This window comes from Streptomyces sp. RLA012, assembly GCF_056270325.1.
On sequence record NZ_JBWDPA010000002.1, the window covers coordinates 8,229,884 to 8,255,078 of the forward strand.

General features: G+C 69.1%; 25 protein-coding genes and 1 riboswitch. Of the genes, 17 read left to right on the forward strand and 8 right to left on the reverse strand.

Features of this window, described 5'->3' with window-relative positions:
• Window positions 1-15: 15 nt before the first annotated feature.
• Window positions 16-642 (reverse strand): DUF3043 domain-containing protein, encoded by a 627-nt coding sequence (locus RV986_RS37765; protein ID WP_475921668.1) that lies wholly within the window; start codon window positions 640-642, stop codon window positions 16-18.
• 246 nt (window positions 643-888) lie between these two features.
• Between RV986_RS37765 and RV986_RS37770 the strand changes: the two genes are divergently transcribed.
• The 4 genes from RV986_RS37770 to RV986_RS37785 all read left to right on the forward strand — a co-directional run bounded on the left by RV986_RS37770 (window position 889) and on the right by RV986_RS37785 (window position 4,329).
• Window positions 889-1,686: a PspA/IM30 family protein gene (locus RV986_RS37770; RefSeq protein WP_475924579.1), complete on the forward strand. Its 798-nt coding sequence runs from the start codon at window positions 889-891 to the stop codon at window positions 1,684-1,686.
• 30 nt (window positions 1,687-1,716) lie between these two features.
• The gene (pspAA, locus tag RV986_RS37775) at window positions 1,717-1,995 is read left to right on the forward strand and encodes a PspA-associated protein PspAA (protein ID WP_475921669.1); all 279 of its coding nucleotides are present in this window, start codon (window positions 1,717-1,719) and stop codon (window positions 1,993-1,995) included.
• 433 nt (window positions 1,996-2,428) lie between these two features.
• Complete coding sequence (locus RV986_RS37780) at window positions 2,429-3,649, forward strand: sensor histidine kinase (protein WP_475921670.1); 1,221 nt, start codon at window positions 2,429-2,431, stop codon at window positions 3,647-3,649.
• On the forward strand, window positions 3,646-4,329 hold the full coding sequence (locus RV986_RS37785) for a response regulator (RefSeq protein WP_475921671.1): 684 nt from the start codon (window positions 3,646-3,648) through the stop codon (window positions 4,327-4,329). The genes RV986_RS37780 and RV986_RS37785 overlap by 4 nt, the downstream gene beginning before the upstream one ends.
• Window positions 4,330-4,359: 30 nt before the next feature.
• Here RV986_RS37785 and nadA read toward each other — a convergent pair whose 3' ends face one another.
• A complete protein-coding gene (gene nadA / locus RV986_RS37790) occupies window positions 4,360-5,544 on the reverse strand; it encodes a quinolinate synthase NadA (protein ID WP_475921672.1) in 1,185 nt (394 codons plus the stop codon).
• 310 nt (window positions 5,545-5,854) lie between these two features.
• Here nadA and RV986_RS37795 point away from each other — a divergent pair, with 310 nt between their 5' ends.
• Complete coding sequence (locus RV986_RS37795) at window positions 5,855-6,211, forward strand: HesB/IscA family protein (protein WP_081216804.1); 357 nt, start codon at window positions 5,855-5,857, stop codon at window positions 6,209-6,211.
• Between the two features lie 122 nt (window positions 6,212-6,333).
• On the opposite strand, the gene RV986_RS37800 is transcribed toward RV986_RS37795, so the two are convergent.
• Both RV986_RS37800 and RV986_RS37805 read right to left on the reverse strand, forming a co-directional pair.
• Window positions 6,334-7,899: a hypothetical protein gene (locus tag RV986_RS37800; protein WP_475921673.1), complete on the reverse strand. Its 1,566-nt coding sequence runs from the start codon at window positions 7,897-7,899 to the stop codon at window positions 6,334-6,336.
• Window positions 7,900-8,016: 117 nt separating this feature from the next.
• Window positions 8,017-8,235 (reverse strand): hypothetical protein, encoded by a 219-nt coding sequence (locus RV986_RS37805; RefSeq protein WP_475921674.1) that lies wholly within the window; start codon window positions 8,233-8,235, stop codon window positions 8,017-8,019.
• 134 nt (window positions 8,236-8,369) lie between these two features.
• Between RV986_RS37805 and RV986_RS37810 the strand changes: the two genes are divergently transcribed.
• On the forward strand, window positions 8,370-9,344 hold the full coding sequence (locus tag RV986_RS37810) for a carbohydrate kinase family protein (protein WP_475921675.1): 975 nt from the start codon (window positions 8,370-8,372) through the stop codon (window positions 9,342-9,344).
• An 18-nt stretch (window positions 9,345-9,362) separates the two neighbouring features.
• Here RV986_RS37810 and RV986_RS37815 read toward each other — a convergent pair whose 3' ends face one another.
• Window positions 9,363-10,748 carry an aminotransferase class V-fold PLP-dependent enzyme gene (locus tag RV986_RS37815; RefSeq protein WP_475921676.1) on the reverse strand — a complete coding sequence of 462 codons (1,386 nt, stop codon included), beginning with the start codon at window positions 10,746-10,748 and terminating at the stop codon, window positions 9,363-9,365.
• A gap of 332 nt (window positions 10,749-11,080) precedes the next feature.
• Here RV986_RS37815 and ctaC point away from each other — a divergent pair, with 332 nt between their 5' ends.
• The 4 genes from ctaC (at window position 11,081) to RV986_RS37835 (ending at window position 15,625) form a co-directional block, all read left to right on the forward strand.
• Window positions 11,081-12,073, forward strand: coding sequence for an aa3-type cytochrome oxidase subunit II (gene ctaC, locus RV986_RS37820; protein WP_475921677.1), 993 nt, complete (start codon window positions 11,081-11,083; stop codon window positions 12,071-12,073).
• A complete protein-coding gene (gene ctaD, locus RV986_RS37825; RefSeq protein WP_475921678.1) occupies window positions 12,070-13,815 on the forward strand; it encodes an aa3-type cytochrome oxidase subunit I in 1,746 nt (581 codons plus the stop codon). The genes ctaC and ctaD overlap by 4 nt, the downstream gene beginning before the upstream one ends.
• On the forward strand, window positions 13,812-14,210 hold the full coding sequence (locus RV986_RS37830) for a cytochrome c oxidase subunit 4 (protein WP_475921679.1): 399 nt from the start codon (window positions 13,812-13,814) through the stop codon (window positions 14,208-14,210). Before ctaD ends, RV986_RS37830 begins: the two co-directional genes overlap by 4 nt.
• A 152-nt stretch (window positions 14,211-14,362) precedes the next feature.
• A complete protein-coding gene (locus RV986_RS37835; protein ID WP_475921680.1) occupies window positions 14,363-15,625 on the forward strand; it encodes a L,D-transpeptidase in 1,263 nt (420 codons plus the stop codon).
• A 122-nt stretch (window positions 15,626-15,747) separates the two neighbouring features.
• Here the strand turns inward: RV986_RS37835 and RV986_RS37840 are convergent, their stop codons facing one another.
• Window positions 15,748-16,149: a response regulator gene (locus tag RV986_RS37840; RefSeq protein WP_475921681.1), complete on the reverse strand. Its 402-nt coding sequence runs from the start codon at window positions 16,147-16,149 to the stop codon at window positions 15,748-15,750.
• 193 nt (window positions 16,150-16,342) lie between these two features.
• Between RV986_RS37840 and ctaE the strand changes: the two genes are divergently transcribed.
• From ctaE to RV986_RS37870, 6 genes are all read left to right on the forward strand, one after another.
• Window positions 16,343-16,963 (forward strand): aa3-type cytochrome oxidase subunit III, encoded by a 621-nt coding sequence (gene ctaE, locus RV986_RS37845; protein WP_475921682.1) that lies wholly within the window; start codon window positions 16,343-16,345, stop codon window positions 16,961-16,963.
• 92 nt (window positions 16,964-17,055) lie between these two features.
• Window positions 17,056-17,865 (forward strand): cytochrome bc1 complex diheme cytochrome c subunit, encoded by an 810-nt coding sequence (gene qcrC, locus RV986_RS37850; RefSeq protein WP_475921683.1) that lies wholly within the window; start codon window positions 17,056-17,058, stop codon window positions 17,863-17,865.
• A complete protein-coding gene (gene qcrA, locus RV986_RS37855) occupies window positions 17,862-18,926 on the forward strand; it encodes a cytochrome bc1 complex Rieske iron-sulfur subunit (protein ID WP_475921684.1) in 1,065 nt (354 codons plus the stop codon). The genes qcrC and qcrA overlap by 4 nt, the downstream gene beginning before the upstream one ends.
• Window positions 18,923-20,560 (forward strand): cytochrome bc1 complex cytochrome b subunit, encoded by a 1,638-nt coding sequence (gene qcrB / locus RV986_RS37860; RefSeq protein ID WP_475921685.1) that lies wholly within the window; start codon window positions 18,923-18,925, stop codon window positions 20,558-20,560. The genes qcrA and qcrB overlap by 4 nt, the downstream gene beginning before the upstream one ends.
• A 176-nt stretch (window positions 20,561-20,736) precedes the next feature.
• Entirely contained in the window at window positions 20,737-21,801 is a 1,065-nt protein-coding gene (gene trpD / locus RV986_RS37865) for an anthranilate phosphoribosyltransferase (RefSeq protein WP_475921686.1), read from the forward strand.
• A 100-nt stretch (window positions 21,802-21,901) separates the two neighbouring features.
• Window positions 21,902-22,018: riboswitch (SAM riboswitch) on the forward strand.
• Between the two features lie 202 nt (window positions 22,019-22,220).
• Window positions 22,221-23,582, forward strand: coding sequence for an aminotransferase class V-fold PLP-dependent enzyme (locus RV986_RS37870; RefSeq protein WP_475921687.1), 1,362 nt, complete (start codon window positions 22,221-22,223; stop codon window positions 23,580-23,582).
• Window positions 23,583-23,790: 208 nt separating this feature from the next.
• Here the strand turns inward: RV986_RS37870 and RV986_RS37875 are convergent, their stop codons facing one another.
• Both RV986_RS37875 and RV986_RS37880 read right to left on the reverse strand, forming a co-directional pair.
• Window positions 23,791-24,072, reverse strand: a complete 282-nt coding sequence (locus tag RV986_RS37875) for an Lrp/AsnC family transcriptional regulator (RefSeq protein WP_475921688.1) — start codon at window positions 24,070-24,072, stop codon at window positions 23,791-23,793.
• The gene (locus tag RV986_RS37880; RefSeq protein WP_475921689.1) at window positions 24,069-24,800 is read right to left on the reverse strand and encodes a rhomboid family intramembrane serine protease; all 732 of its coding nucleotides are present in this window, start codon (window positions 24,798-24,800) and stop codon (window positions 24,069-24,071) included. Before RV986_RS37880 ends, RV986_RS37875 begins: the two co-directional genes overlap by 4 nt.
• Before the next feature lie 152 nt (window positions 24,801-24,952).
• Here RV986_RS37880 and RV986_RS37885 point away from each other — a divergent pair, with 152 nt between their 5' ends.
• Window positions 24,953-25,192, forward strand: a complete 240-nt coding sequence (locus RV986_RS37885) for a hypothetical protein (RefSeq protein ID WP_119102962.1) — start codon at window positions 24,953-24,955, stop codon at window positions 25,190-25,192.
• The last annotated feature ends 3 nt before the right edge of the window (window positions 25,193-25,195 follow it).

Here is a 25,195-nt window from a genome sequence, read left to right on the forward strand (position 1 = left end):
AGAAAGGCGTCGCGCTCAGGGCCGCTCTCCGCGCTTGACCTGAGGCTTCGGCAGCCTGAGGCGACGCATCTGGAGAGTGCGCATCAGCGCGTACCTGACCGCGCCCTTCGTGGGCACGTCGGGGAAGCGGGCGGCAAGCTGCTTCCTCAGCCGGATCGCGATGGCGATCGAGTCGGCCACGATCATCACGATCACCACGAGCCACAGCAGCAGCGCGATGCTCTGCAGCGAGCCCACCCGCACCATGCTCAGCACCAGGATGACCACGGCCATGGGCAGGAAGAACTCCGCGACGCAGAAGCGCGAGTCCACGAAGTCGCGCGCGAACTTCCGCACCGGCCCCTTGTCACGGGCGGGCAGATAGCGCTCGTCACCGTTGGCCAGCGCCTGGCGCTGTCGCTCCATCTGGGCACGGCGATCGTCGCGCTGCCGCTTGGCCGCCTCCTTGCGCGTCGACGGCGTCTGGGCGACGCTGCGACGCTGGGTCTGGGCCTCGCTGCGCTTGGGCGTGGGGCGGCCCTTGGGGGCCTGCGGGTCACGGGTCTGCTTGGAGTCGGTCACCGGCGCCTTGTCGGCGGGGGCCTTCTCTTCCTTGGCACGGCTACGGAACACAAAACCCAAGGGTACGGGGTGCGGCGGCATGGACGTCGTGCGGGTGGGGAACGATCCGGCAACACCGTGCGTCTGTAGTGGGACAGAGCGGACGTCGAGTACGGGCGGACCCCGAGTCCCACCTACTCCCTGCGCCGGAGCGTTGCCGTACGCAGTCGTCCTTGGGGATGAGCGCATCCGTCCCCGAACAGTGCGGTAATGGATGCAGGGCCCGTACTGTGGGTTCTGTTGCAGTACCTGGAGCTGGAGTCCGTCAGAAGGGGGCGCGCGAAGCCCATGAGCGGTGTCATGAAGCGTATGGGGATGATCTTCCGCGCGAAGGCGAACAAGGCCCTTGACCGGGCCGAGGACCCGCGCGAAACCCTCGATTACTCGTACCAGAAGCAGCTGGAGCTGCTGCAGAAGGTGCGCCGCGGCGTCGCGGACGTGGCGACCAGCCGCAAGCGCCTCGAACTGCAGCTGAACCAGCTCCAGAACCAGTCCACCAAGCTGGAGGACCAGGGCCGCAAGGCGCTCGCGCTGGGCCGGGAGGACCTCGCCCGCGAGGCGCTCTCCCGCCGTGCCGCGCTCCAGCAGCAGGTGACGGACCTGGAGACGCAGCACCAGACCCTCCAGGGCGAGGAGGAGAAGCTCACCCTCGCGGCGCAGCGCCTCCAGGCCAAGGTCGACGCCTTCCGCACCAAGAAGGAAACGATCAAGGCGACCTACACGGCGGCCCAGGCGCAGACCCGCATCGGCGAGGCCGTCGCCGGCATCTCCGAGGAGATGGGCGACGTCGGCATGGCGATCCAGCGCGCCGAGGACAAGACCGCGCAGCTGCAGGCCCGCGCCGGCGCCATCGACGAACTGCTCGCCTCGGGTGCCCTCGACGACCAGTCCGGTCTGGCCAAGGACGACATCCAGAGCGAGCTGGACCGGCTCTCCGGTGGTACGGATGTAGAGCTGGAGCTGCAGCGCATGAAGGCCGAGCTGGCCGGTGGCCCCTCGTCGCAGCAGCAGGCGATCGAGGGCGGCACGGGGCAGTCGCAGTCGCAGTCCCAGCCGCAGGACACCCCGCGTTTCGACAAGCAGTGACCCATGCCTGGCGCGCCTGAGGAGGGCGACATGATCGTACGGATCATGGGGGAGGGACAGGTGAGGCTGGACGACGGCCACCTCACCGAACTGAACAAGCTGGACGACGAGCTGCTCGCCGAGATGGAGAGCGGTGACGAGGCGGGGTTCCGCCGTACGCTGACCACTCTTCTCGACTCGGTCCGCCGCCTGGGCGCTCCGCTTCCCGACGAGGCCCTCGAACCCTCGGACCTCATCCTCCCGTCCCCCGACGCGACCCTCGAAGAGGTCCGCGCCATGCTGACCGACGAGGGCCTGATCCCCGGCTGACGGTTCCCCCCGGGGGTTGAGCAGGGGACCTGACCGGGGCTGCGCCCCGAATCCCGGGCCTGTCGGAAGTGCTTTGGCCGCGGGCCGGTGGGGGCTGGCCGCGCAGTTCCCCGCGCCCCCAGGGTCGGGGCTGCGCCCCGAATCGCCCGCCCGCTCGACTCGTTCGGCTGTCGGCCGGCGGGGGTTGGTCGCGCAGTTCCCCGCGCCCCTGAAAGCCCGGGCCGGCATCTTCAGCCCGTCCGGCGATTGAGGACGAGGCCGTTCGGGCCGAACGGGGGTCTGGGGGCGGAGCCCCCAGCTTGGGGATGATGGGGGTCCCCCCTGCTCGAGCGAAGTCGAGAGCTTGGGGGAGGGTAGGGGCGGCGGGGGCGAAAACACAGGGGGCCGGTGGCGACCGTTCCGCCCCCTGCAAGGGCCCCGTACCGTGAACCGGGTGAGCACCCTAGAGCGCACGAGGTACAGACTCCGCGCGCACCCGATGGCCCTGGACGCCACCCTGGCGACCGGCGTACTCGTGACGATGATGGCCAGCTCCTTCGTCGACCCCCACGGGGACAACGCAGCGAGCTGGGGCGCCCACACCCCGAACGCCCTCAGCCTCACTCTCATGGTGCTCAGCGCCGCCGCCCTCGTCCTCCGCCGCCGCGCCCCCAGGACGATCCTCGCCGTCACGGGAGCCTTCTCCGCCCTGGAACTGGTGGCGAGCGACCCCAGGGCCCCGGTGGTGATGTCCGCCGTCGTCGCCCTCTACACCGTCGCCTCGGCCACGGACCGCCCCACCACCTGGCGCGTCGGCCTGCTCACGATGACCGTCCTGACGGCCTGCGCGATGCTCGTCGGCCCCCTCCCCTGGTACGCGCAGGAGAACCTCGCCATCTTCGCCTGGACGGGCATGGCCGCCGCGGCCGGCGACGCCGTACGCAGCCGCCGCGCCTTCGTGCACGCCATCCGCGAACGCGCCGACCGCGCCGAACGCACCCGCGAGGAGGAGGCCCGCCGCCGTGTCGCCGAGGAACGCCTGCGCATCGCCCGCGATCTGCACGACGTCGTCGCCCACCACATCGCCCTGGTCAACGTCCAGGCCGGGGTCGCCGCCCACGTCATGGACAAGCGCCCGGACCAGGCGAAAGAAGCCCTCGCACACGTCCGCGAGGCCAGCCGCTCGGCACTGAACGAACTGCGCGCCACCGTCGGCCTGCTGCGCCAGTCCGGCGACCCGGAGGCCCCCACCGAACCCGCCCCGTGCCTCGCCCGCCTCGACGAACTCGCCGACACCTTCCGCAACGCCGGACTCCCCGTCGAAGTCGCCCGCGCCGACCACGGCACCACCCTCCCCGCCGCGGTGGACCTCGCCGCGTACCGGGTCATCCAGGAAGCCCTCACCAATGTGCAGAAACACGCGGGCTCCGAGGCGAAGGCCGAGGTCAGCGTCATACGCGTAGGGCCGAACGTGGAAGTGACCGTCGTCGACAACGGCCCCGGACAGGACGACGGACCGGAAGAGGGCGGCGGGCACGGCCTGCTGGGGATGCGGGAGCGGGTCACCGCGCTCGGCGGCATCTGCACCACCGGTCCCCGCTACGGAGGCGGCTTCCGGGTCCATGCGATCCTTCCGGTCAAGAACCGCACGCCTGCCCTGGGAGACTCCGCATGACCATCCGTGTCCTGCTCGCCGACGACCAGGCGCTGCTGCGCAGCGCGTTCCGCGTCCTCGTCGACTCCGAGCCCGACATGGAGGTCGTCGGCGAGGCGTCCGACGGCGCGGAGGCGCTGCGGCTCACCCGGGAGGCCCGCGCCGACGTGGTGCTGATGGACATCCGGATGCCGGGGACCGACGGGCTCGCCGCCACTCGGCTGATCAGCGCCGACCCCGGGCTCGCACACGTACGGGTGGTCATGCTGACGACCTTCGAGGTCGACGAGTACGTGGTGCAGTCGCTGCGGGCCGGCGCGTCCGGCTTCCTCGGGAAGGGCGCGGAGCCGGAGGAACTGCTGAACGCCATCCGGATCGCGGCGGGCGGCGAGGCACTGCTCTCCCCGGCGGCCACCAAGGGTCTGATCGCCAAGTTCCTCGCGCAGGGCATCGGTGCGGACGAGGAACGGGACCCGGGCCGTGCCGAGCGGCTCGACGCGCTCACCGGGCGCGAGCGCGAGGTGCTCGTCCAGGTCGCGGGCGGCCACTCCAACGACGAGATCGCCGAGCGGCTGGAGGTCAGTCCGCTCACCGTGAAGACCCATGTCAACCGCGCCATGGCCAAGCTCGGCGCCCGGGACCGGGCCCAACTCGTCGTCATCGCGTACGAGTCGGGCCTGGTACGCCCCAGGGTGGAGTGACCTGCACACCACGGCGGCGCCGGAAGGTCCCTACGGCAGCGCCAGCATCCGCTCCAGCGCCAGCTTCGCGAACGCCTCCGTCTCCTTGTCCACCTCGATGCGGTTGACCAGGTTGCCCTCGGCGAGCGACTCCAGGGTCCAGACCAGGTGGGGGAGGTCGATGCGGTTCATGGTGGAGCAGAAGCAGACCGTCTTGTCGAGGAAGACGACCTCCTTGTCCTCGGCAGCGAAACGGTTCGCCAGCCGGCGGACGAGGTTCAGCTCCGTGCCGATGGCCCACTTGGAGCCGGCGGGGGCGGCCTCCAGGGCCTTGATGATGTACTCCGTGGAGCCGACGTAGTCCGCCGCGGCCACGACCTCGTTCTTGCACTCGGGGTGGACGAGGACGTTCACGCCGGGGATGCGCTCGCGGACGTCGTTCACCGAGTCCAGGCTGAAGCGGCCGTGGACCGAGCAGTGACCGCGCCACAGGATCATCTTGGCGTCGCGCAGCTGCTCCGTGGTGAGGCCGCCGTTCGGCTTGTGGGGGTTGTAGAGGACGCAGTCCTCCAGGCTCATCCCCATGTCACGGACGGCGGTGTTGCGGCCGAGGTGCTGGTCGGGGAGGAAGAGGACCTTCTCCCCCTGCTCGAACGCCCACTCCAGGGCCCGCTGGGCGTTGGAGGAGGTGCAGATCGTGCCGCCGTGCTTGCCCGTGAACGCCTTGATGTCGGCGGACGAGTTCATGTACGAGACGGGCACGACCTGCTCGGCTATCCCGGCCTCGGTCAGCACGTCCCAGCACTCGGCGACCTGCTCGGCCGTCGCCATGTCGGCCATCGAGCAGCCGGCGGCGAGGTCGGGGAGGACCACCTTCTGGTCGTCGGACGTCAGGATGTCCGCGGACTCCGCCATGAAGTGCACACCGCAGAAGACGATGTACTCGGCCTCGGGGCGCGCGGCGGCGTCCCGGGCCAGCTTGAAGGAGTCGCCCGTGACGTCCGCGAACTGGATGACCTCGTCGCGCTGGTAGTGGTGGCCGAGCACGAAGACCTTGTCCCCGAGCTTCTCCTTGGCCGCGCGGGCGCGCTCCACGAGGTCCGGGTCGGACGGCGAGGGCAGGTCGCCGGGACACTCGACGCCTCGTTCGCTCCTCGGGTCGGCCTCACGGCCGAGCAGCAGCAGGGCGAGGGGCGTCGGCTGTACGTCGAGCTCCTGGGTCTGGGCGGTGGTCACGACACGCACCCTTTCTGTTCTGCGGCTCGCTTGGATCAGGTGGGCGATCCAGCGGGACATACCTTTTCGTCGAATTGACGCTATCTATCATAACCGCTTCATGTCACTTTGACGATGCCCATAGTGTCGATGTGACGTGATTCCCTGAGGTTGTCCACAGGCCGCTGTTCGCGTTCTGGCGCATGTGCGAGCATGAGAGAAGAGAACGCAAGGACAACGGAAAGACAGACTCTCGGCCCGGAATGAATCCGCGGCCCCGGCGGTTGCAGTCGTCGGCAAGCAGTCTCCGAACAACCCGGGAGAGAAGCAGATGTCCGTATCGGACGAGACCACCACCGTGAGCGACGGCATCATCCTGTCCGACGCCGCCGCGGGCAAGGTCAAGGCCCTGCTCGACCAGGAAGGCCGCGAGGATCTGGCGCTGCGCGTCGCCGTTCAGCCCGGTGGCTGCTCCGGCCTGCGCTACCAGCTCTTCTTCGACGAGCGCTCCCTCGACGGCGATGTCGTCAAGGACTTCGGCGGCGTCAAGGTCGTCACCGACCGCATGAGCGCCCCGTACCTGGGCGGCGCGTCCATCGACTTCGTGGACACCATCGAGAAGCAGGGCTTCACGATCGACAACCCGAACGCGACGGGCTCCTGCGCCTGCGGCGACTCCTTCAGCTGAGCCGCGCCGAGTCCGTGGCTCTCACGGCTCATGGCTCACGCCTGAACGCGCCGGAACACGTACGAAGGCGGCGTCCCCCTCCGACAGGGACGCCGCCTTCGCTTGTCCGCGGCCCCCTGTCGCTACCGCACCAGGGGTGACGTGACCGTGTGCGCGGTCTTCGGTGTCTCCGCGGGCCTCGGTGTCTTCGGGGAGGCGCCCGGCACCTTCCCCTCCGCGATCGGCTTGCCGTCCGACCCCACGACCTCGCGGTCGCCGAGCGGCTTGTCGAGGTGCACGGTCTTCTCGTAGACCTTGGCGATCATGATGCAGATCTTGCCCTGCCACGGGGTCTCGGTCACCGTGACCGTCACCTTGTCCGCGCTCTCGCTCGCCGAGGCGGAGTAGTCCGCGCACACCCCGCCCGTGAAGCTCACGGTCAGGTCCTTGCCGCTCGCGGTGTAGCCCTGCACCGTGACGTCACGGGAGGCCGGCGCCGCGGTCGGCCGCGGGCTGGGGGTGACGGTCGGAGCCGGTGCCCGTGTGGGCTCCGAAGAGGTCAGATACTCCGGGTCGACCGCCGGACGCGTCACGGTGAAGGCGGAGTCCGCGCCCGTCGGCCGTACCTCGAACAGCCAGGACGGCACCAGCGTCTGGTGTCCGGACACGAAGTGCGAGGCCAGCCCGAAGACGGCCTTCTCGACGGCCACCGACTCCCGCTTCGGCAGCGCGGTCGACGCCGCGCACGGCGTCTCGTCACGGTCCTTCAGCGGTACGGCGCTGGCGCAGCCACCGGGTCCCTTGCGGCCGCCGCCCGAGGTCGTGAGGGAGGCCGGGCCGTTCATCAGATCCAGGGCCCTCCGGGCGCTGATCACGGGGTACGTGTCCCCCTTCACCGGCGTCTTCAGCCGGCCGCTGCCGCCCACCACTCGACCGTCCGTGCCGACCTGGACGCCGGTGGTCCAGCCGTACGTGGGCAGGCCGCCGACCTCCGGGTCCGCGTTGACCACCCGTACGGCACCCATGAGCTGGCTCGCGTCCAGCTTCGCGTCGTCCTGGCCCAGCGCCTTCAGCACGGGAGCGGCGGCCTTCTCCGCGGCCGCCTCGCTCACCGCGTGGCTGCTCGGGGAGCCGGGGTCGCTCGTGCACACGGCGCCCTTGCAGTTGTCGGTGCCGGGCGCGTACCGGCTGAACGTCCAGGTTCCGGGGGCCCGCTGGTTCACCTGCAGGCTCGGCCCGGAACCGTCCTTGTCCTGGCCCACCTTCCAGGTCTCGCCGGTGAGCTTCGGGGTGCCCGCGATGTCGAGGGCCTTCGCCAGCCGGGCCACCTCGGCCGCGGTGACCCTGCCCTCGGCCGCGTAGACGGGCGCGGAGTCCGGGCCGTCGGGCAGCGTGCCGTCCGCGTGGTAGGTCGCGCCGTAGGGATTGGGCTCACCGGGCGCGATGCCGCCCGTACCGCCCGTGCTGCCCTCGGTGTAGCCGTCGAGGGCGAGCGGCGGGGGAGTGCCGTCGCCGCCGGGGGCCGCGGAGCCGCCGCCCGAGCCGCCGGAAGCGGTCGTGGCGAAGTACGCGCCGCCGCCCCCGACGAGCAGGACCGCGGCCGCGACCGAGGCGACGGCCACCGGGGAATGCCGACGGCGCGGCTTCGCCGGCTCGGCACCGTCCTCGGGGGGTTCGGTCGCTTCTTCGTCCGGTCGCTCGGTGCTCACCGCATCGCTCCTTCAGGTCGTACACCGCATCCCCTCTACGGGGGACAGCGGTGGGACGCAGCGGGGGAGCGCGCGGTTCCCTGTGGGCGCCGGGCGACCCGGCCTGTGCGCGTCCGCTCAGTCGCCGTAGTCGGACATCGCGTCGAGCAGGCGGGCGGAGGCGGGCGGCACGGTCACGCCGTGGATGCGCGACGGGGACACGGGGAGGTCGGTGCCGGAGGAGATCGGGGCGGGCGCCGTCCAGCGCCGGGCCGTCCGGGCGCCGTCGCCGCGCAGCGACGCCAGATCGCCTTCGAGGTCGTGCGGAGCGGAGCCGTGGACCTTGAGGTTCGTCATAACGGAACCGTATGCATGCCGGGTGTCACGAAGAAAGATCTACTATCGGGTAGTTTTGACCGCTTCAGAGGTCACACGCCGACCGGGTAGCGTGAACTGTCAATCCTCTCCCTTCGCAGGAGCGTGTTCTCGCCGTGCGTATCGCAGTCACCGGCTCCATCGCCACCGACCACCTCATGACGTTTCCCGGCCGTTTCGCCGACCAGCTGGTCGCGGACCAGTTGCACACGGTCTCCCTGTCCTTCCTGGTCGACAATCTCGACGTGCGCCGGGGTGGCGTCGGCGCGAACATCGCCTTCGGTATGGGGCAGCTGGGCACCCTGCCGATCCTGGTCGGGGCCGCGGGCTCCGACTTCGACGAGTACCGGGCGTGGCTGGACCGCCACGGCGTCGACACCGACTCCGTACGCATCTCCGAGGTGCTGCACACCGCGCGCTTCGTGTGCACCACGGACTCCGACCACAACCAGATCGGCTCCTTCTACACGGGCGCCATGAGCGAGGCCCGGCTGATCGAGCTCAAGGCGGTCGCGGACCGGGTCGGCGGCCTGGACCTCGTTCTGATCGGCGCGGACGACCCGGAGGCGATGCTCCGCCACACGGAGGAGTGCCGCTCCCGCACGATCCCCTTCGCCGCCGACTTCTCGCAGCAGATCGCCCGGATGAACGGCGACGAGATCCGGATACTGCTGGACGGGGCGACCTACCTCTTCTCGAACGAGTACGAGAAGGGGCTCATCGAGTCCAAGACCGGCTGGAGCGACGAGGAGATCCTCTCCAAGGTCGGCCACCGGGTGACGACCCTCGGCTCGCGGGGCGTGCGCGTCGAGCGCGCCGGCGAGGACCCGATCGAGGTCGGCTGCCCGGACGAGGACCGCAAGGCCGACCCGACGGGCGTCGGCGACGCGTTCCGCGCGGGCTTCCTCTCCGGCCTCGCCTGGGGTGTCTCGCACGAGCGCGCCGCCCAGGTCGGCTGCATGCTCGCCACACTGGTCATCGAGACGGTCGGCACCCAGGAGTACCAGCTGCGCCGCGCCCACTTCATGGACCGCTTCACCAAGGCGTACGGCGAGGACGCCGCCGCGGAGGTCCGGACCCACCTGGCCTGACCGGGACGCACCGCCCAGCTAGGACACCCGGCGGACCACATAGGCCGAACCGTGGTCCGCCGGCTCCTCCCCGACGAACTCCTGCCCCCGCATCTCGCACCACGCCGGGATGTCCAGCCGGGCCGCCTCGTCGTCCGAGAGGACGCGGATCGTGCCGCCCACGGGCACGTCCGCGATGACCTTGGCCAGTTCGATGACCGGGATGGGGCAGCGCCTGCCCAGGGCGTCCACGACGAGGACGTCGGAGAGGACGGGGGACGGGGACGCCGGTGCCGTCGGGGCGCCGAGCTTCTCGCGTACGTCCGAGACCGCGCCCGGCAGCACCGACAGGAAACGCTCCACGTCCTCGGACGGCGTACCCGCCGGCAGCGACACCCGGACGTTGCCCTCGCTCAGCACGCCCATCGCCTTCAGGACATGGCTGGGGATCAGCGTGCTGCTCGTGCAGGAGGAGCCCGAGGAGACCGAGAAGCCCGCGCGGTCCAGTTCGTGCAGGAGGGTCTCCCCGTCGACGTACAGGCAGGAGAAGGTGACGATCCCCGGGAGTCGGTGAACGGGGTCGCCGACCACCTCCACGTCCGGGACCAGCCCGGGCACCCGTACCCGGATCCGCTCCGTCAGTTCCCTCAGGCGCGCGGCCTCCACGGCCGCCTCCGCGCGGACCGCGCGCAGCGACGCCGCCGCGGCCACGACGGCCGGAAGGTTCTCGAAGCCGGTTGCCCGGCCCGACTCCCGCTCGTCCACGGGCCCTTGGGGAGCGAACCGCACCCCCTTGCGCACGACGAGAAGTCCGACGCCCGAAGGGCCGCCCCATTTGTGGGCACTTGCCGTCAGCAGGGACCAGCCGCCCTCGACCCGGGCCCAGCCGAGCGACTGTGCCGCGTCCACCAGCAGAGGCACCCCGGCCGCCCGGCACGCCTCCGCCACCTCCGCCACCGGCTGTTCCGTGCCCACCTCGTGGTTGGCGGACTGCAGGCACGCGAGCGCGGTGTCGGCGCGGAGGACCTCGACGTAGGAGGAAGGGGAGACCCTGCCCGTACGGTCGACCGGGACCGAGGTCACCGAGCCGCCCGCCGACTCGTGGACCTCCGCCGAATGGAGTACCGACGAGTGTTCGACGGCTGACACGATCAGGTGGCGTCCGACGCGTCGGCGGCCCGCCAGCGCGCCCTCGATCCCGGAGTGCACCGCCCGGGTGCCGGACGAGGTGAAGGTCAGCTCGTCCGGGCGGCAGCCCACCGCCTCGGCCGCCGCCTCGCGCGCCGCGTCGAGCAGCAGCCGGGCCCGCCGCCCCTCCCGGTAGAGCCGTGCGGGATCGGCCCACCCCTCGTCGAGCGAGGCCTGCAGGGCCTGCCGGGCGACAGGATGGAGAGGAACGGCGGAAGCAGCATCGAAGTAGGCCACACAGCAACGCTAAAGCCCCGGTCGGGGCAGCGCCCCCAAGGGGCGCGGGGAACGGCGCGACAAGCCACAACGAAGCCGCAGCCGCCGACGGACCAGGCCGACCGAGCCATGAGGCGCCCGAACCCCCCGTCAGAAAGCCCCCAGGGCGGGGCATCCCACCCCTTCGGGGTGACCCGCGGCGCGTTGGGCACCCTCCCCGCGCGACCCCAAATAGCGTCCAGTAGGGTTTGGTCCGCATAAACATCCAAACCCCTGCCCGACGCAGGGCGGCGACCGACCAGCGAGAAGGCCGCAGCTCAACCGCGCGGGCGAGACTCTCGGGAAGGCGCTACGTGAGTCCCAACGGCTCCGACCTCCCCCGCATCCTGAAGGGCGCGGGCGGTACCCCCACGCCGCGGCGCCCGATGCGGCGGAAGCTGCTGCAGGCACTGACTGCGGGCCTGGTCCTGGCGACCGCCACCGGTTGCACATACAAGGACTTCCCCCGCCTTGGTATGCCCACCCCGACCACGGAAGAGGGTCCGCGGATCCTCTCCCTGTGGCAGGGGTCGTGGGCGGCCGCGCTCGCCGTCGGCGTGCTGGTGTGGGGCCTGATCCTGTGGAGCGTGTTCTTCCACCGGCGCAGCCGCACCAAGGTCGAAGTTCCCCCACAGACCCGGTACAACATGCCCATCGAGGCGCTGTACACGGTGGTCCCGCTCATCATCGTCTCGGTGCTGTTCTACTTCACCGCCCGCGACGAGTCGAAGCTCCTCAGCCTCGACAAGAAGCCCGACGTCACGGTCAACGTGGTCGGCTATCAGTGGAGCTGGGGCTTCAACTACATCGAGAACGTTCCCGGTGTCACCGGCAACGCCAAGATCGACCCGAACCTGGACGCCATTCCGGACCGGTTCAAGAAGGACTTCCCGGCGGACGCCGGCGGCGTCTACGAGGTCGGTACGCCGGGTGAGCGGAACCCGCAGACGGGCAACCCCGGTCCGACCCTCTGGCTGCCCAAGGGCAAGACGGTCCGCTTCGTCCTCACTTCGCGCGACGTCATCCACTCCTTCTGGGTGGTGCCGTTCCTGATGAAGATGGACGTCATCCCGGGCCACACCAACTCCTTCCAGGTGACCCCCAACAAGGAGGGCACCTTCCTGGGCAAGTGCGCCGAGCTGTGCGGCGTCGACCACTCCCGGATGCTCTTCAACGTGAAGGTCGTCTCCCCCGAGCGCTACGAGGCCCACCTCAAGCAGCTCGCGACAGAGGGACAGACCGGTTACGTCCCGGCCGGCATTGAGCAGACGGGCCACGAGAAGAACCGGGAGACGAACAACCTGTGAGCATCCTCAACGAACCTCAGGGTGCCGCGGAAGCCGACGACTCGTACGACAACGAGCTGCCGGTGCGGCGCAAGCAGCCGGGCAATGTCGTGATCAAGTGGCTCACCACCACTGACCACAAGACGATCGGCACGCTGTATCTGGTCACGTCGTTCGCGTTCTTCTGCATCGGCGGCGTCATGGCGCTGCTGATGCGCGCCGAACTGGCGCGCCCCGGCACGCAGATCATGTCGAACGAGCAGTTCAACCAGGCGTTCACGATGCACGGCACGATCATGCTGCTGATGTTCGCGACGCCGCTGTTCGCCGGTTTCACGAACTGGATCATGCCGCTGCAGATCGGCGCGCCCGACGTGGCGTTCCCGCGGCTGAACATGTTCGCCTACTGGCTCTACCTGTTCGGCTCGCTCATCGCGGTCGGCGGCTTCCTCACCCCGCAGGGTGCGGCCGACTTCGGCTGGTTCGCGTACAGCCCGCTGTCGGACGCGGTCCGCTCGCCGGGCGTCGGCGCCGACATGTGGATCATGGGTCTGGCCCTCTCCGGCTTCGGCACGATCCTCGGTGCGGTCAACTTCATCACGACCATCATCTGCATGCGCGCGCCCGGTATGACGATGTTCCGTATGCCGATCTTCGTATGGAATGTGCTGCTCACCGCGGTGCTCGTGCTGCTGGCCTTCCCCGTGCTGGCGGCGGCGCTGTTCGCGCTGGAGGCGGACCGAAAATTCGGTGCGCATGTGTTTGACGCCGCAAATGGCGGAGCCTTGCTATGGCAACACCTCTTCTGGTTCTTCGGCCATCCAGAGGTGTACATCATCGCCCTACCATTCTTCGGCATCATTTCCGAAGTCATTCCGGTGTTCTCCCGCAAGCCGATGTTCGGCTACATGGGCCTCATCGCCGCGACGATCTCCATCGCCGGTCTCTCCGTGACCGTGTGGGCGCACCACATGTACGTCACCGGCGGCGTACTGCTCCCGTTCTTCTCCTTCATGACGTTCCTCATCGCCGTGCCGACGGGCGTGAAGTTCTTCAACTGGATCGGAACGATGTGGAAGGGGTCCTTGAGTTTCGAGACCCCGATGCTCTGGGCGGTCGGCTTCCTGATCACCTTCACCTTCGGTGGTCTGACCGGTGTCATCCTGGCCTCGCCGCCGATGGACTTCCACGTCTCGGACTCGTACTTCGTGGTGGCGCACTTCCACTACGTGATCTTCGGTACGGTCGTGTTCGCGATGTTCTCCGGCTTCCACTTCTGGTGGCCGAAATTCACCGGCAAGATGCTCGACGAGCGCCTCGGCAAGATCACCTTCTGGACGCTGTTCGTGGGCTTCCACGGCACGTTCCTGGTCCAGCACTGGCTGGGTGTCGAGGGCATGCCGCGTCGTTACGCGGACTACCTCGCCGCCGACGGCTTCACCGCGCTGAACACGATCTCGACGATCAGCTCGTTCCTGCTCGGCCTGTCGATCCTGCCGTTCTTCTACAACGTGTGGAAGACCGCCAAGTACGGCAAGAAGGTCGAGGTCGACGACCCGTGGGGTTACGGCCGTTCGCTGGAGTGGGCCACGTCCTGCCCGCCGCCGCGGCACAACTTCCTCACGCTGCCGCGCATCCGCAGTGAATCCCCGGCCTTCGACCTGCACCACCCGGAGATCGCCGCTCTCGACCAGCTGGAGAACGCCGGTCACGGTGGATCGGCCGGCGCAGCCCTCACTGGTGGCAAGGAGGCCGGCAAGTGAAGGTCCAAGGCAAGATGTTCCTCTGGCTGGCTGCCTTCATCCTCGTCATCGCGATCGTCTATGGCGTGTGGTCGAAGGAGCCGGCCGGTACCACGGCGCTCTTCCTGGCGTTCGGCCTGAGCGTGATGATCGGCTACTACCTGGCCTTCACGGCCCGGCGGGTCGACCAGCTGGCGCAGGACAACGACGAGGCCGATGTCGCGGACGAGGCCGGCGAAGTGGGCTTCTTCAGCCCGCACAGCTGGCAGCCGCTCGCGCTCGGCGTCGGTGGCGCCCTCGCCTTCATGGGCGTCATCTTCGGCTGGTGGCTGCTGTACTTCTCCGCCCCGATCATCGTGATCGGACTGTGGGGCTGGGTCTTCGAGTACTACCACGGTGAGAGCCGCACCCAGTAGCACACCCGAGGCCCCGTGGCAGGGCGCTGCACACCCGGGGAGCCCGGACACTCCGTCAGGAGTGTCCGGGCTCCCCGGGTGTGCAGCGCTCCGCGTCCCCCGCACGGACCACTCACCGCGCCGTGGCCGACGGGGGTTCATAGCGTGAGGCCATGAACCACGCACCGCGAATCCGCACGGTCGTCAGCTGCACCACGCTGGTGGTCGCCCTCGGCGCGGCCGCCACCGCCTGCGGTTCGGACGGCCATCCGCTCTCGGCCAAGCCGTACAACGCAGCGGGAGAGCTCTCCTTCAGCAACCCGGTCGGCGACAGCCGGAAGGTCGACCCGGACAAGCCCCTGGAAATCACCGCCACGGGCGACGACGGGCGCATCACCGATGTGACGGCCACCGACGCGTCGGGGCGGTACGTGTCGGGCGAACTCGCCGCCGACGGCAGCCGCTGGCACAGCACCTCACCGCTCGCCGCGGGCGTCCACTACACGGTGCGCGTGAGCACGGAGGACGAGGACGGCGCCCCCGGCCGCCAGGTGGTCGACTTCGACACCACCGCGCCCACGACGAAGAAGGCGCTCGGTGTGACCTTCGGGCCCCAGGGGGGCGAGTACGGCGTCGGCCAGCCCATCACCGCCCAACTCAGCGCCCCCGTCAAGGACAAGGCGGCCCGCGCGGTCGTCGAGGGCGCCCTGAAGGTCGACTCGGTGCCCGCCGCGGAGGGCGCCTGGCACTGGGTGGACGACAAGACGCTGCACTACCGTCCGAAGGAGTACTGGCCCATTCACGCCACCATCCAGGCGCACAGCAACCTCAAGGGCATCAAGGTCGCCGACCGGCTCTGGGGCGGCGAGGTGAAGCCCCTGAAGCTCACCACCGGGGACCGCTTCGTGGCTGTCACCGACGCCGCCACGCACTCCATGACGGTCTACCGGAACGACCAGGTGATCAACCAGATCCCCATCACCACCGGCAAACCCGGCTTCGAGACCCGCAACGGTGTCAAGGTCGTGCTGGGCAAGGAGTACTTCGTACGGATGCGCGGCACCACCGTCGGTATCGCCGAGGGCACCTCGGACTCCTACGACCTGCCGGTGTACTACGCGACCCGCGTCACCTGGAGCGGCGAGTACGTGCACGCGGCGCCCTGGTCGGTGGGGGAGCAGGGGTCCGCCAACGTCAGCCACGGCTGCACAGGGATGAGCACCGGTAACGCCGAGTGGTTCTACGACAACGTGCGCCAGGGCGACATCGTGAAGGTCCAGAACTCCAACGGCGACGAGATGACCCCGTTCGACAACGGCTTCGGCGACTGGAACCTCGACTGGGCGAAGTGGCGCAAGGGCAGCTCCCTGATCGCCGGCACCCCGGAGGGCCCCAGGACGACGGACCAGGCCCGGCTGCGCCCCGAGTCCGTGTGACCCGGCTCCGCGCCCCCGCGCCCCGTCGGGGGCGCGGGGCTGTGACGTTCCGCGGCTGCGCCGCGGGGCGCGAGCGACCACGAACCGCCCGCGGACACCGGACCGCGTGGCGGACCGCGTCCTCAGGCGCCCAGGAGGGCCTTGCGGCGGAGCAGCGAGGCCAACGCGGAGGCGAACTCGACCGGATCCACCGGCAGGGTCACCGCCGCGTCCGCACGGCTCCAGGTGGCCAGCCAGGCGTCCTGGGGGCGCCCGATGAGCACCAGCACGGGCGGGCAGTTGAAGATCTCGTCCTTGATCTGCCGGCAGACACCCATGCCGCCCATCGGAACCGCCTCGCCGTCCAGCACACAGACGTCGATCCCGCCCTTGTCCAGTTCCTTCAGGACGGCGGCGGGCGTGGCGCACTCGATGAACTCGACCTGGGGGACGTCGGCGGCCGGTCTGCGGCCGGTCGCCAGCCGCACCTGCCCCCGGGTGTTGGAGTCGTCGCTGTAGACCAGCACCGTGGCGGTCGGCTGCATTGTTCCTCCACGCATCTAAGAAGCACGGCATTGCTAGGGAACTCCTGGTACCGATGGCGCGGATGCTACCCCCTCGAACACCTCGTCAACACCGGTTCGGACAGGGCTTCGATGGGCCATACGGGCTGGACACACCCCATCAACACCCCGAACGGCACCCCCGGGCGTGAGGGCGGGATAAGCGACCGACATAATGTCGGTCGTGGCGACAGCAACGACAGTAGAAACCGGGCACGCGCACCCGTCGGTCAATCGACCGAACCTCACCAGCGTCGGAACCATCATCTGGCTGAGTTCCGAGCTGATGTTCTTCGCGGCCCTCTTCGCGATGTACTTCACCCTGCGATCGGTGACCGGACCGGATCACTGGAAGGAGATGGCGGGCCATCTCAACTTCCCGTTCTCGGCCACGAACACCACCATCCTGGTGCTCTCCTCCCTGACCTGCCAGCTCGGCGTGTTCGCCGCCGAGCGCGGGGACGTGAAGAAGCTCCGGATGTGGTTCATCGTCACCTTCGTGATGGGTGCGATCTTCATCGGCGGTCAGATCTTCGAGTACACCGAGCTGGTCAAGAAGGACGGGCTCTCGCTCTCCTCCGACCCGTACGGCTCGGTGTTCTACCTGACCACCGGCTTCCACGGGATGCACGTGACGGGTGGACTCATCGCGTTCCTGTTTGTTCTCGGCCGCACCTACGCGGCCAAGAGGTTCACTCACGAGCAGGCAACCGCCGCCATCGTCGTGTCCTACTACTGGCACTTCGTCGATGTCGTCTGGATCGGCCTCTTCGCCACGATCTACATGATCAAGTAAGCGGGCGGCGTCCGCTGCGAACCGATCGCACGCGACGAACCGATCCATATCCAGAAGCATCGACGCAGAAGATCCTGACACCGGGGTAATCCGTGAAAAAGCTCTCCGCACGACGACGCCATCCGCTGGCGGCGGTCGTCGTCCTACTCCTCGCGCTGGCGGCCACCGGGGGGCTGTACACCGCGTTCGCACCCGCGAGCAAGGCGCAGGCCGATACGACCGCCCAGTCCCTTGCCATCGACGAGGGCAAGAAGCTCTACTCCGTGGGCTGCGCCAGCTGCCACGGAACCGGCGGGCAGGGGTCCTCCGACGGGCCGAGCCTGGTGGGTGTGGGCGCCGCGGCGGTCGACTTCCAGGTCGGCACCGGCCGTATGCCGGCCCAGCAGCCGGGCGCTCAGATCCCGGCCAAGAAGGTCATCTACTCGCAGGCCGAGATCGACCAGCTCGCGACGTACATCGCCTCGTTGGGAGCCGGTCCCACGATCCCGACGAAGAGCCAGGTCAGCCCGGAGGGCGCGGACATCGCCAAGGGTGGCGAGCTGTTCCGCACCAACTGCGCGCAGTGCCACAACTTCACCGGCAAGGGCGGCGCGCTGACGCACGGCAAGTTCGCGCCGGACCTTGAGGGTGTCGACCCGAAGCACATCTACGAGGCCATGCAGACCGGCCCGCAGAACATGCCGTCCTTCCCCGACACCACGCTGTCGGAGAAGAACAAGAAGGACATCATCGCGTACCTCGACGCGGTCAACGGTGACGACACCGAGAGCCCCGGCGGTCTCGATCTGGGTGGCCTCGGGCCGGTCAGCGAAGGCCTGTTCGGCTGGGTCTTCGGTCTCGGCGCCCTGGTCGCCGTCGCCGTCTGGGTCGCCGCTCGGACCGCAAAGGCCAAGAAGTCATGAGTAGCCAAGAGATTCCAGAAGAGAACCTGCCCGCTGCGCAGGTCGACGAACACGGTCACGGTGCGGTAGCCGTCGAGGACGGCACCGACCCGTTCGCGGACCCGGGCCTGCCGCCCCACGAGCACCGCATCCAGGACATCGACGAGCGGGCCGCCAAGCGGTCCGAGCGTGTCGTCGCCATGCTGTTCACGCTGTCGATGCTGGCCACCGTCGGCTTCATCGCCTCGTACGTGGCGATCCCGAAGGACAAGTCGATCTTCGTCTTTCCGATCGGGCACATCAGCGCGCTGAACTTCGCGCTGGGCATGACCCTCGGTGTGGCGCTCTTCGCGATCGGCGCGGGCGCGGTCCACTGGGCCCGCACCCTGATGTCCGACGTGGAGATTCCCGCCGAGCGTCACCCGATCGAGGCGGAGCCCGAGGTCAAGGCCCAGGTCCTGGCCGACTTCAAGCAGGGTGCCAAGGAGTCCGCGCTCGGCCGTCGCAAGCTGATCCGCACCACGATGTTCGGTGCGCTGGCCCTGTTCCCGCTCTCCGGCGTCATGCTGCTGCGCGACCTCGGCCCGCTGCCCGGCACCAAGCTGCGCCACACGCTCTGGTCCAAGGGTAAGCTCCTCGTCAACATGAACACGAACGAGCCGCTGCGCGCCTCCGACGTGGCCGTCGGCTCGCTCACCTTCGTCAAGCCCGAGGGCCTGGAGGAGCACGACGAGGACTTCCAGATGGAGATCGCCAAGGCCGCCCTGATGATCGTCCGGCTCCAGCCGGCGAACATCAAGGACAAGCGTGAGCTCGCCTGGTCGCACGAGGGCATCGTGGCGTACTCGAAGATCTGCACCCACGTCGGTTGCCCGATCTCCCTGTACGAGCAGCAGACGCACCACGTGCTCTGCCCCTGTCACCAGTCCACCTTCGACCTCTCCGACGGTGCCCGAGTGATCTTCGGCCCGGCCGGTCACGCCCTGCCGCAGCTGCGCATCGGTGTGAACGAACAGGGCTACCTCGAAGCGCTCGGCGACTTCGAAGAGCCCGTCGGTCCTGCCTTCTGGGAGCGCGGATGAGCACTACCACCACCTCCGACTCGCGCTCGCGCGAGAAGGCGCCCGCCGGTGAGCGGGTGGCCGACTGGGCCGACGGCCGCCTGGGGATCTACTCCCTGGCCAAGGCCAACATGCGCAAGATCTTCCCCGACCACTGGTCGTTCATGTTGGGTGAGGTCTGCCTCTACAGCTTCATCATCATCATCCTCACGGGTGTGTATCTGACCCTGTTCTTCCACCCGTCGATGAACGAGGTGGAGTACCACGGCAGCTACGTCCCGCTGCAGGGCCAGCTGATGTCCGAGGCGTTCAACTCGACCATGCACATCTCCTTCGATGTGCGCGGTGGTCTGCTGATCCGGCAGATCCACCACTGGGCGGCGCTGATCTTCCTCGCCGGCATGTTCGTGCACATGATGCGCGTGTTCTTCACGGGTGCGTTCCGCAAGCCGCGTGAGGTCAACTGGCTGTTCGGCTTCCTGCTGTTCGTCCTGGGCATGTTCACCGGCTTCACCGGTTACTCGCTCCCGGACGACCTGCTCTCCGGCACCGGTGTCCGCTTCATGGAGGGCGCGGTCCTGTCCGTGCCGATCGTGGGCACGTACCTGTCGTTCTTCCTCTTCGGCGGGCAGTTCCCGGGCGGCGACTTCGTGGCCCGCTTCTACTCGGTGCACATCCTGCTGCTGCCGGGCATCATGCTCGGCCTGGTGGTCGGCCACCTGATCCTGGTCTTCTACCACAAGCACACGCAGTTCGCGGGCCCCGGAAAGACGAACAACAACGTCGTCGGCATGCCGCTGCTGCCGGTCTACATGGCCAAGGCCGGAGGCTTCTTCTTCCTGGTCTTCGGTGTCATCGCGGCCGTCTCGGCGATCGCCTCGATCAACCCGATCTGGACCATGGGCCCCTACCGCCCGGACATGGTGTCCACGGGCGCCCAGCCCGACTGGTACATGGGCTTCTCCGAGGGCCTGATCCGTGTGATGCCGGGCTGGGAGATCAACGTCTGGGGTCACACGCTCGTCCTGGGTGTGTTCATCCCGCTGGTGATCTTCCCGCTGGTCCTGGTCGCGATCGCGGTCTACCCGTTCATCGAGTCCTGGGTCACCGGCGACAAGCGCGAGCACCACATCCTGGACCGCCCGCGCAACGTCCCGACCCGGACCGCGTTCGGCGCCGCCTGGATCAGCTGGTACTTCGTCCTGCTCATCGGTGGCGGCAACGACATCTGGGCCACGCACTTCCACCTGTCGATCAACTCGATCACCTGGTTCGTGCGCATCGGCTTCTTCGTTCTGCCGGTCATCGTGTTCGTGATCACCAAGCGGGTCTGTCTTGGCCTCCAGCGCCGCGACCGGGACAAGGTGCTGCACGGCCGCGAGTCGGGCATCATCAAGCGCCTGCCGCACGGTGAGTTCATCGAGGTGCACGAGCCGCTCGGCCCCGAGGCCCTGCACACGCTCACCGCGCACGAGCAGTACCAGCCCGCCGAGATCGGCCCGACGGTCGACGAGAACGGTGTCGAGCGCAAGGTCAAGGGCACCGAGAAGCTCCGCGCCAAGCTCAGCGAGGGCTACTACGGGGAGGACAACCAGATCCCCAAGCCCACGGTCGAGGAGTACAAGGAGATCACGAGCGGCCACGGCCACCACTGATCCTTTGACCGGTTGACCGGTCGCCACTGATCGCCACGGCAAGAGCCTCCGTCCATTGCCCGGACGGGGGCTCTTTGCCGTGCCCCCGGCTGGATAGGGTGGACCCACCCCCGCACGCGGGGGCGAGCCCGTCTGCGTACGTCCATCCGCGTACCTCTACGAACCCAGGAGCGACCATGAGCGCTGTGAACCCCGCTGGAGGCGACACCACGGCGGACCGCTCCTGGCCCGAGGTGCTGAACGGCCTGCTCGACGGCCGCGACCAGAGCGCGGACGACACGGCCTGGGCGATGGACCGCATCATGAGCGGCGAGGCGACGGACGCACAGATCGCCGGCTTTGTGGTGGCGCTGCGGGCCAAGGGCGAGACCGTCGAGGAGATCTCCGGCCTCGTCCGCACGATGTACGAGCACGCCAATGTGATCGAGGTGCCCGGAGAGACCGTCGACATCGTCGGGACGGGCGGTGACGGCGCGAAGACGGTGAACATCTCCACCATGTCGTCCATCGTCGTGGCCGGCACCGGCGCCAAGGTCGTCAAGCACGGCAACCGGGCCGCGTCCTCGGCGTCCGGTGCCTCGGACGTCCTGGAGCAGCTCGGCGTCAATCTGCAGCTGACGCCGAAGCGGGTGGCCGAGGTGGCCGAGGAGGCCGGGATCACCTTCTGCTTCGCGGTGAAGTTCCATCCGGCGCTGCGCCATGTGGCGGCGGCGCGGGGGCAGCTGGGGATCCGGACGGTGTTCAACTTTCTCGGTCCGCTGACGAATCCGGCGCGGGTGCGGGCCCAGGCGGTCGGGGTCGCGGACGCCCGGATGGCGCCGATCGTGGCGGGTGTCTTCGCCGAGCGCGGCCATTCGTCACTCGTGTTCCGCGGTGACGACGGGCTGGACGAGCTGACCACCACGTCGACGTCGAAGGTCTGGATCGTCCGCGACGGGAAGGTCACCGAGGAGCGCTTCGACCCGCGTGACGTCGGCCTCGACCTCGTCCCCGTTCAGGCCCTGCGCGGGGCCGACGCCTCGTACAACGCGGACGTCGCCCGGCGGCTGCTCAGCGGCGGGACGGGGCCCGTACGGGACGCCGTGCTCCTGAACTCGGCGGCGGCCCTGGTCGCGCTGTCCCCGACCGACGCGCCGCTCACGGACCAGCTGCGGGCCGGGATGGCGAAGGCGGCGGAGGCCGTCGACTCCGGGGCGGCGGAACGGACGCTGGAGCGCTGGGTGGCGGCCAGCCAGGCGTAGGCCTCCGGCGAGGCCCCTGATCTCCGACCGCAACTCCGTCGTCCCGGTATACGGACAGCGGGGTTGCGGTCGGAAGATCGTGTGGCAGGATGCGATATCAGGTCATGAGCGACAGCCATCAGGCCCCGGCCGGCTGTCCGGCAACCCTCCGTCCGTGGCGGGGTGCCCCGGGTGAAGACCAGGTCGTAGGCAGCGAGGTCTACGGCAAGCGCGGACCCCTCGCCCTCTTTCGAGTGGACACAGCCCAGGGGTCCTGGTCGTTCGAGGGAGCCTTCTGTGAGCAAGCGAATGCGGTAGGGCGTAGAGCCCCGCTTCCGCACACCCTTTTCCTTTCTTTCCCGCGCTGAGCCGTACCACCGCCGTACCCCCGTGCACCCGGCTCGCGCGGTGCTTCCGCCTGCCTCTCACAGGAGCTCGCCATGTCTGTCTCCCTCGCTGCCGCCGACCAGTCCGTTTGTGCCCCACTGCCCGTTCTGGGACGTGATGTGACCGTCCCGCTCGTCACCGGCGGCGACGTCACGTACGCCGCGCTCGACTACGCCGCCAGCGCCCCGGCCCTGCAGCGGGTCTGGGACGACGTCGCCGCGTACGCCCCGTACTACGGCAGCGTGCACCGCGGCGCCGGGTACCTCTCGCAGCTGTCCACCGACCTCTTCGAGAACGCCCGCGGGACCGTCGCCGAGTTCCTCGACTGCCGGGAGGACGACCAGGTCGTCTTCACCCGCTCCACCACCGACTCGCTCAACCTGCTCGCCGCCGCCCTTCCGGCCGACTGCGAGGTGTTCGTCTTCGAGACCGAGCACCACGCCTCGCTGCTGCCGTGGAAGGACGCACGGGTCACCTATCTCGACGCGCCCCGCACCCCGCACCAGGCCGTCACCACCCTGGAACGCGCCCTCGCCGAGCGCGACCCGCACGGCCCGGCCCTCGTCTGTGTGACCGGCGCCTCGAACGTCACCGGCGAGGTGTGGCCGGTGCGCGAGCTGGCCGCCGTCGCGCACGCGCACGGCGCCCGTATCGTCCTCGACGCCGCGCAGCTCGCCCCGCACCACCCGGTGTCCGTCCGCGACCTGGACGTCGACTGGGTGGCCTTCTCCGGACACAAGCTGTACGCGCCCTTCGGCTCCGGTGTCCTCGCGGGGCGCGCCGACTGGCTGCGCGAGGCCGAGCCGTACCTCGCGGGCGGCGGCGCCAGCCGCAAGGTCACGCGGCGTACGGACGGGGGAGTGGACGTGGAGTGGTACGAGAGTGCCGCCCGGCACGAGGCCGGTTCGCCGAACGTGATCGGCGTCTACTCCATCGCCTCCGCCTGCAAGGCCCTCACGGAGGCGGGCTTCGACACGCTTGTCGCACGTGAGCGGCAGCTGATCCGCGCGGTGCGGGAGGGGCTGGCCGAGGTGCCCGAGGTGCGCGTGCTGTCCCTCTTCGGGGACGACGCTCCGCGCGTGGGCGTCATCTCCTTCGTCGTCGAGGGCTGGAACAGCTCCCACTTCGCCGCCGCGCTCTCCGCCGAGTACGGCATCGGGGTGCGCGACGGGCTCTTCTGCGCCCATCCGCTGGTGCGCACGCTGCTCGGGAGCGATCCGCAGACGCAGGGCGAGTGCGGTGCGCCCGAGGCGGCGCCCGGGGAGAAGTCGCTGAACGCGATCCGTGTCAGCTTCGGGGCCGGTACGCCCGACGAGCACGTGGAGCGCTTTGTGCGGGCCGTGAAGGAACTGGTGCGGGACGGGGCGAAGTGGAACTACCGCACGCAGGACGGCCGCTGCGTGCCGACGGCCTGAGGCGGTCTGGGCTCCGCCCTCGGCCCCGGGTTGTTCGTCTGCGGGTGAGTGGGGGCTGGTTGCGCAGTTCCCCGCGCCCCTGAGGCCGGGGCTGCGCCCCGGATTCCCCCGGCCGCCCGCAGTCTTTCGGCTGTCGGCCGGTGGGGGCTTGTCGCGCAGTTCCCCGCGCCCCTGAAAGCCTCGGGTCCCGCGGTTGAGGACCAGGGAGTCAGTTGTCGAGGCCGATGGCGAAAGCGGCTTCGAGGTCGTGCTGGGAGTAGGTGCGGAAGGCGACGTGGGTGTCGGTGGCCTCGACGCCGGGGATCTTGCTGATCTTGCCGGGGATGACGTCCGCGAGGTCGTCGTGGGCCTTCACCCGGACCATGGCGATCAGGTCGTACGTACCGGTGACGGAGAAGACCTCGCTGACACTGTCCAGCGCGGCGATCGACTCGGCGATCTCGGGGATCCGGTCCACGCTGGTCTTGATGAGCACGATCGCGGTGATCACGGCTGGTTTTCTCCCTCGGGGGCCGCTGCTGGGGTTTTCACTCTAGTCGCCCGCCCGAACCGCACCCACGCGGAGACGAAGCCCAGCGAGAAGCCCACCAGGTGGGCCAGATAGGCGACACCGGGCCCCGAGGGACTGCGGCCCGCCGCCACCCACTGCAGGGTCGCCCAGAACGGCAGCACGATCCAGGCGGGAAAGCGCAGCGGCAGGAAGAAGAGGAACGGGAAGAGACTGGTCACCCGGGCCCTGGGGAACAGGTACAAGAACGCTCCGAGGACCGCGGAGATCGCCCCCGACGCGCCGACCAGACTCTGCTCGGAGGCGGAGTTCGCGATCGCGTAGCCCAACAGGGCCAGATATCCGCAGGCCACGTAGAAGACGGCGAACCCGAGGTGGCCCATGCGTTCCTCGGTCATCGCTCCGAAGACGTAGAAGAAGAGCATGTTGCCCAGGAGGTGGAGCCAGCTGCCGTGGATGAACAGGCCTGTCGCCGGGGTGAGCCAGGCGCTCGGGTTCCCGTCGAAGAGCTCGGCGGGGATCACGCCCCAGCGCCGGAAGTAGGCCCGCTGGGCGACCAGCAGCGCGTCCCCGGTGCCGTACGTCGGATTGAGACCAGAAGCCGGCCCGATCAGAAAAATCAGGCAGCACAGCACGATCAGCCCGTACGTCACCGGCGCGGACTGCCCCCGCACCGCCCTGCCCGTCGCCCTGCCGCACGTGCTGATCATGGAACAGAGCATGACGTAACCGGACCGATACGCACAGAGTGCCTCGCCGTCATGGACGGCCGAGCGTCGAGTACCCGCCAGGCCGTAGGGTAACGAGCCACACGTTCCAGAGACGGGCGCTGGGCGGACACTAGAAGGAAAGCGACTGCCATATGACGGTTCCCCTGCCGACCGCCGAGACCCGCTGGCGCTGCACGCTCTGCGGCAACCTCACGCGATTCGACGTGACCCGCTCGTCCAAGGTCGTCGAGTATGTGCACCTCGACCTGGCCGGGGAGCCGAACGTGGAGGAGCGCGAGGTGGTCAGTGAGACCATCGAGTCGGTGCGCTGTCGCTGGTGCAATGCGGTGGATCAGGTGGAACTGGTGGACAGGCCGGGTGCCGGCTCCTGAGGG

Bases quoted from the DNA above. Each gene is read 5' to 3' on its own strand.
- RV986_RS37840 (WP_475921681.1), bottom strand. From the start codon at position 16,149: ATGCAGCCGACCGCCACGGTGCTGGTCTACAGCGACGACTCCAACACC.
- qcrA (WP_475921684.1), top strand. From the start codon at position 17,862: ATGAGTAGCCAAGAGATTCCAGAAGAGAACCTGCCCGCTGCGCAGGTC.
- pspAA (WP_475921669.1), top strand. From the start codon at position 1,717: ATGATCGTACGGATCATGGGGGAGGGACAGGTGAGGCTGGACGACGGC.
- trpD (WP_475921686.1), top strand. From the start codon at position 20,737: ATGAGCGCTGTGAACCCCGCTGGAGGCGACACCACGGCGGACCGCTCC.
- RV986_RS37870 (WP_475921687.1), top strand. From the start codon at position 22,221: ATGTCTGTCTCCCTCGCTGCCGCCGACCAGTCCGTTTGTGCCCCACTG.
- ctaE (WP_475921682.1), top strand. From the start codon at position 16,343: ATGTCGGTCGTGGCGACAGCAACGACAGTAGAAACCGGGCACGCGCAC.
- RV986_RS37805 (WP_475921674.1), bottom strand. From the start codon at position 8,235: ATGACGAACCTCAAGGTCCACGGCTCCGCTCCGCACGACCTCGAAGGC.
- RV986_RS37785 (WP_475921671.1), top strand. From the start codon at position 3,646: ATGACCATCCGTGTCCTGCTCGCCGACGACCAGGCGCTGCTGCGCAGC.
- RV986_RS37885 (WP_119102962.1), top strand. From the start codon at position 24,953: ATGACGGTTCCCCTGCCGACCGCCGAGACCCGCTGGCGCTGCACGCTC.
- qcrB (WP_475921685.1), top strand. From the start codon at position 18,923: ATGAGCACTACCACCACCTCCGACTCGCGCTCGCGCGAGAAGGCGCCC.
- RV986_RS37765 (WP_475921668.1), bottom strand. From the start codon at position 642: ATGCCGCCGCACCCCGTACCCTTGGGTTTTGTGTTCCGTAGCCGTGCC.
- RV986_RS37770 (WP_475924579.1), top strand. From the start codon at position 889: ATGAGCGGTGTCATGAAGCGTATGGGGATGATCTTCCGCGCGAAGGCG.
- RV986_RS37880 (WP_475921689.1), bottom strand. From the start codon at position 24,800: ATGATCAGCACGTGCGGCAGGGCGACGGGCAGGGCGGTGCGGGGGCAG.
- RV986_RS37795 (WP_081216804.1), top strand. From the start codon at position 5,855: ATGTCCGTATCGGACGAGACCACCACCGTGAGCGACGGCATCATCCTG.
- RV986_RS37835 (WP_475921680.1), top strand. From the start codon at position 14,363: ATGAACCACGCACCGCGAATCCGCACGGTCGTCAGCTGCACCACGCTG.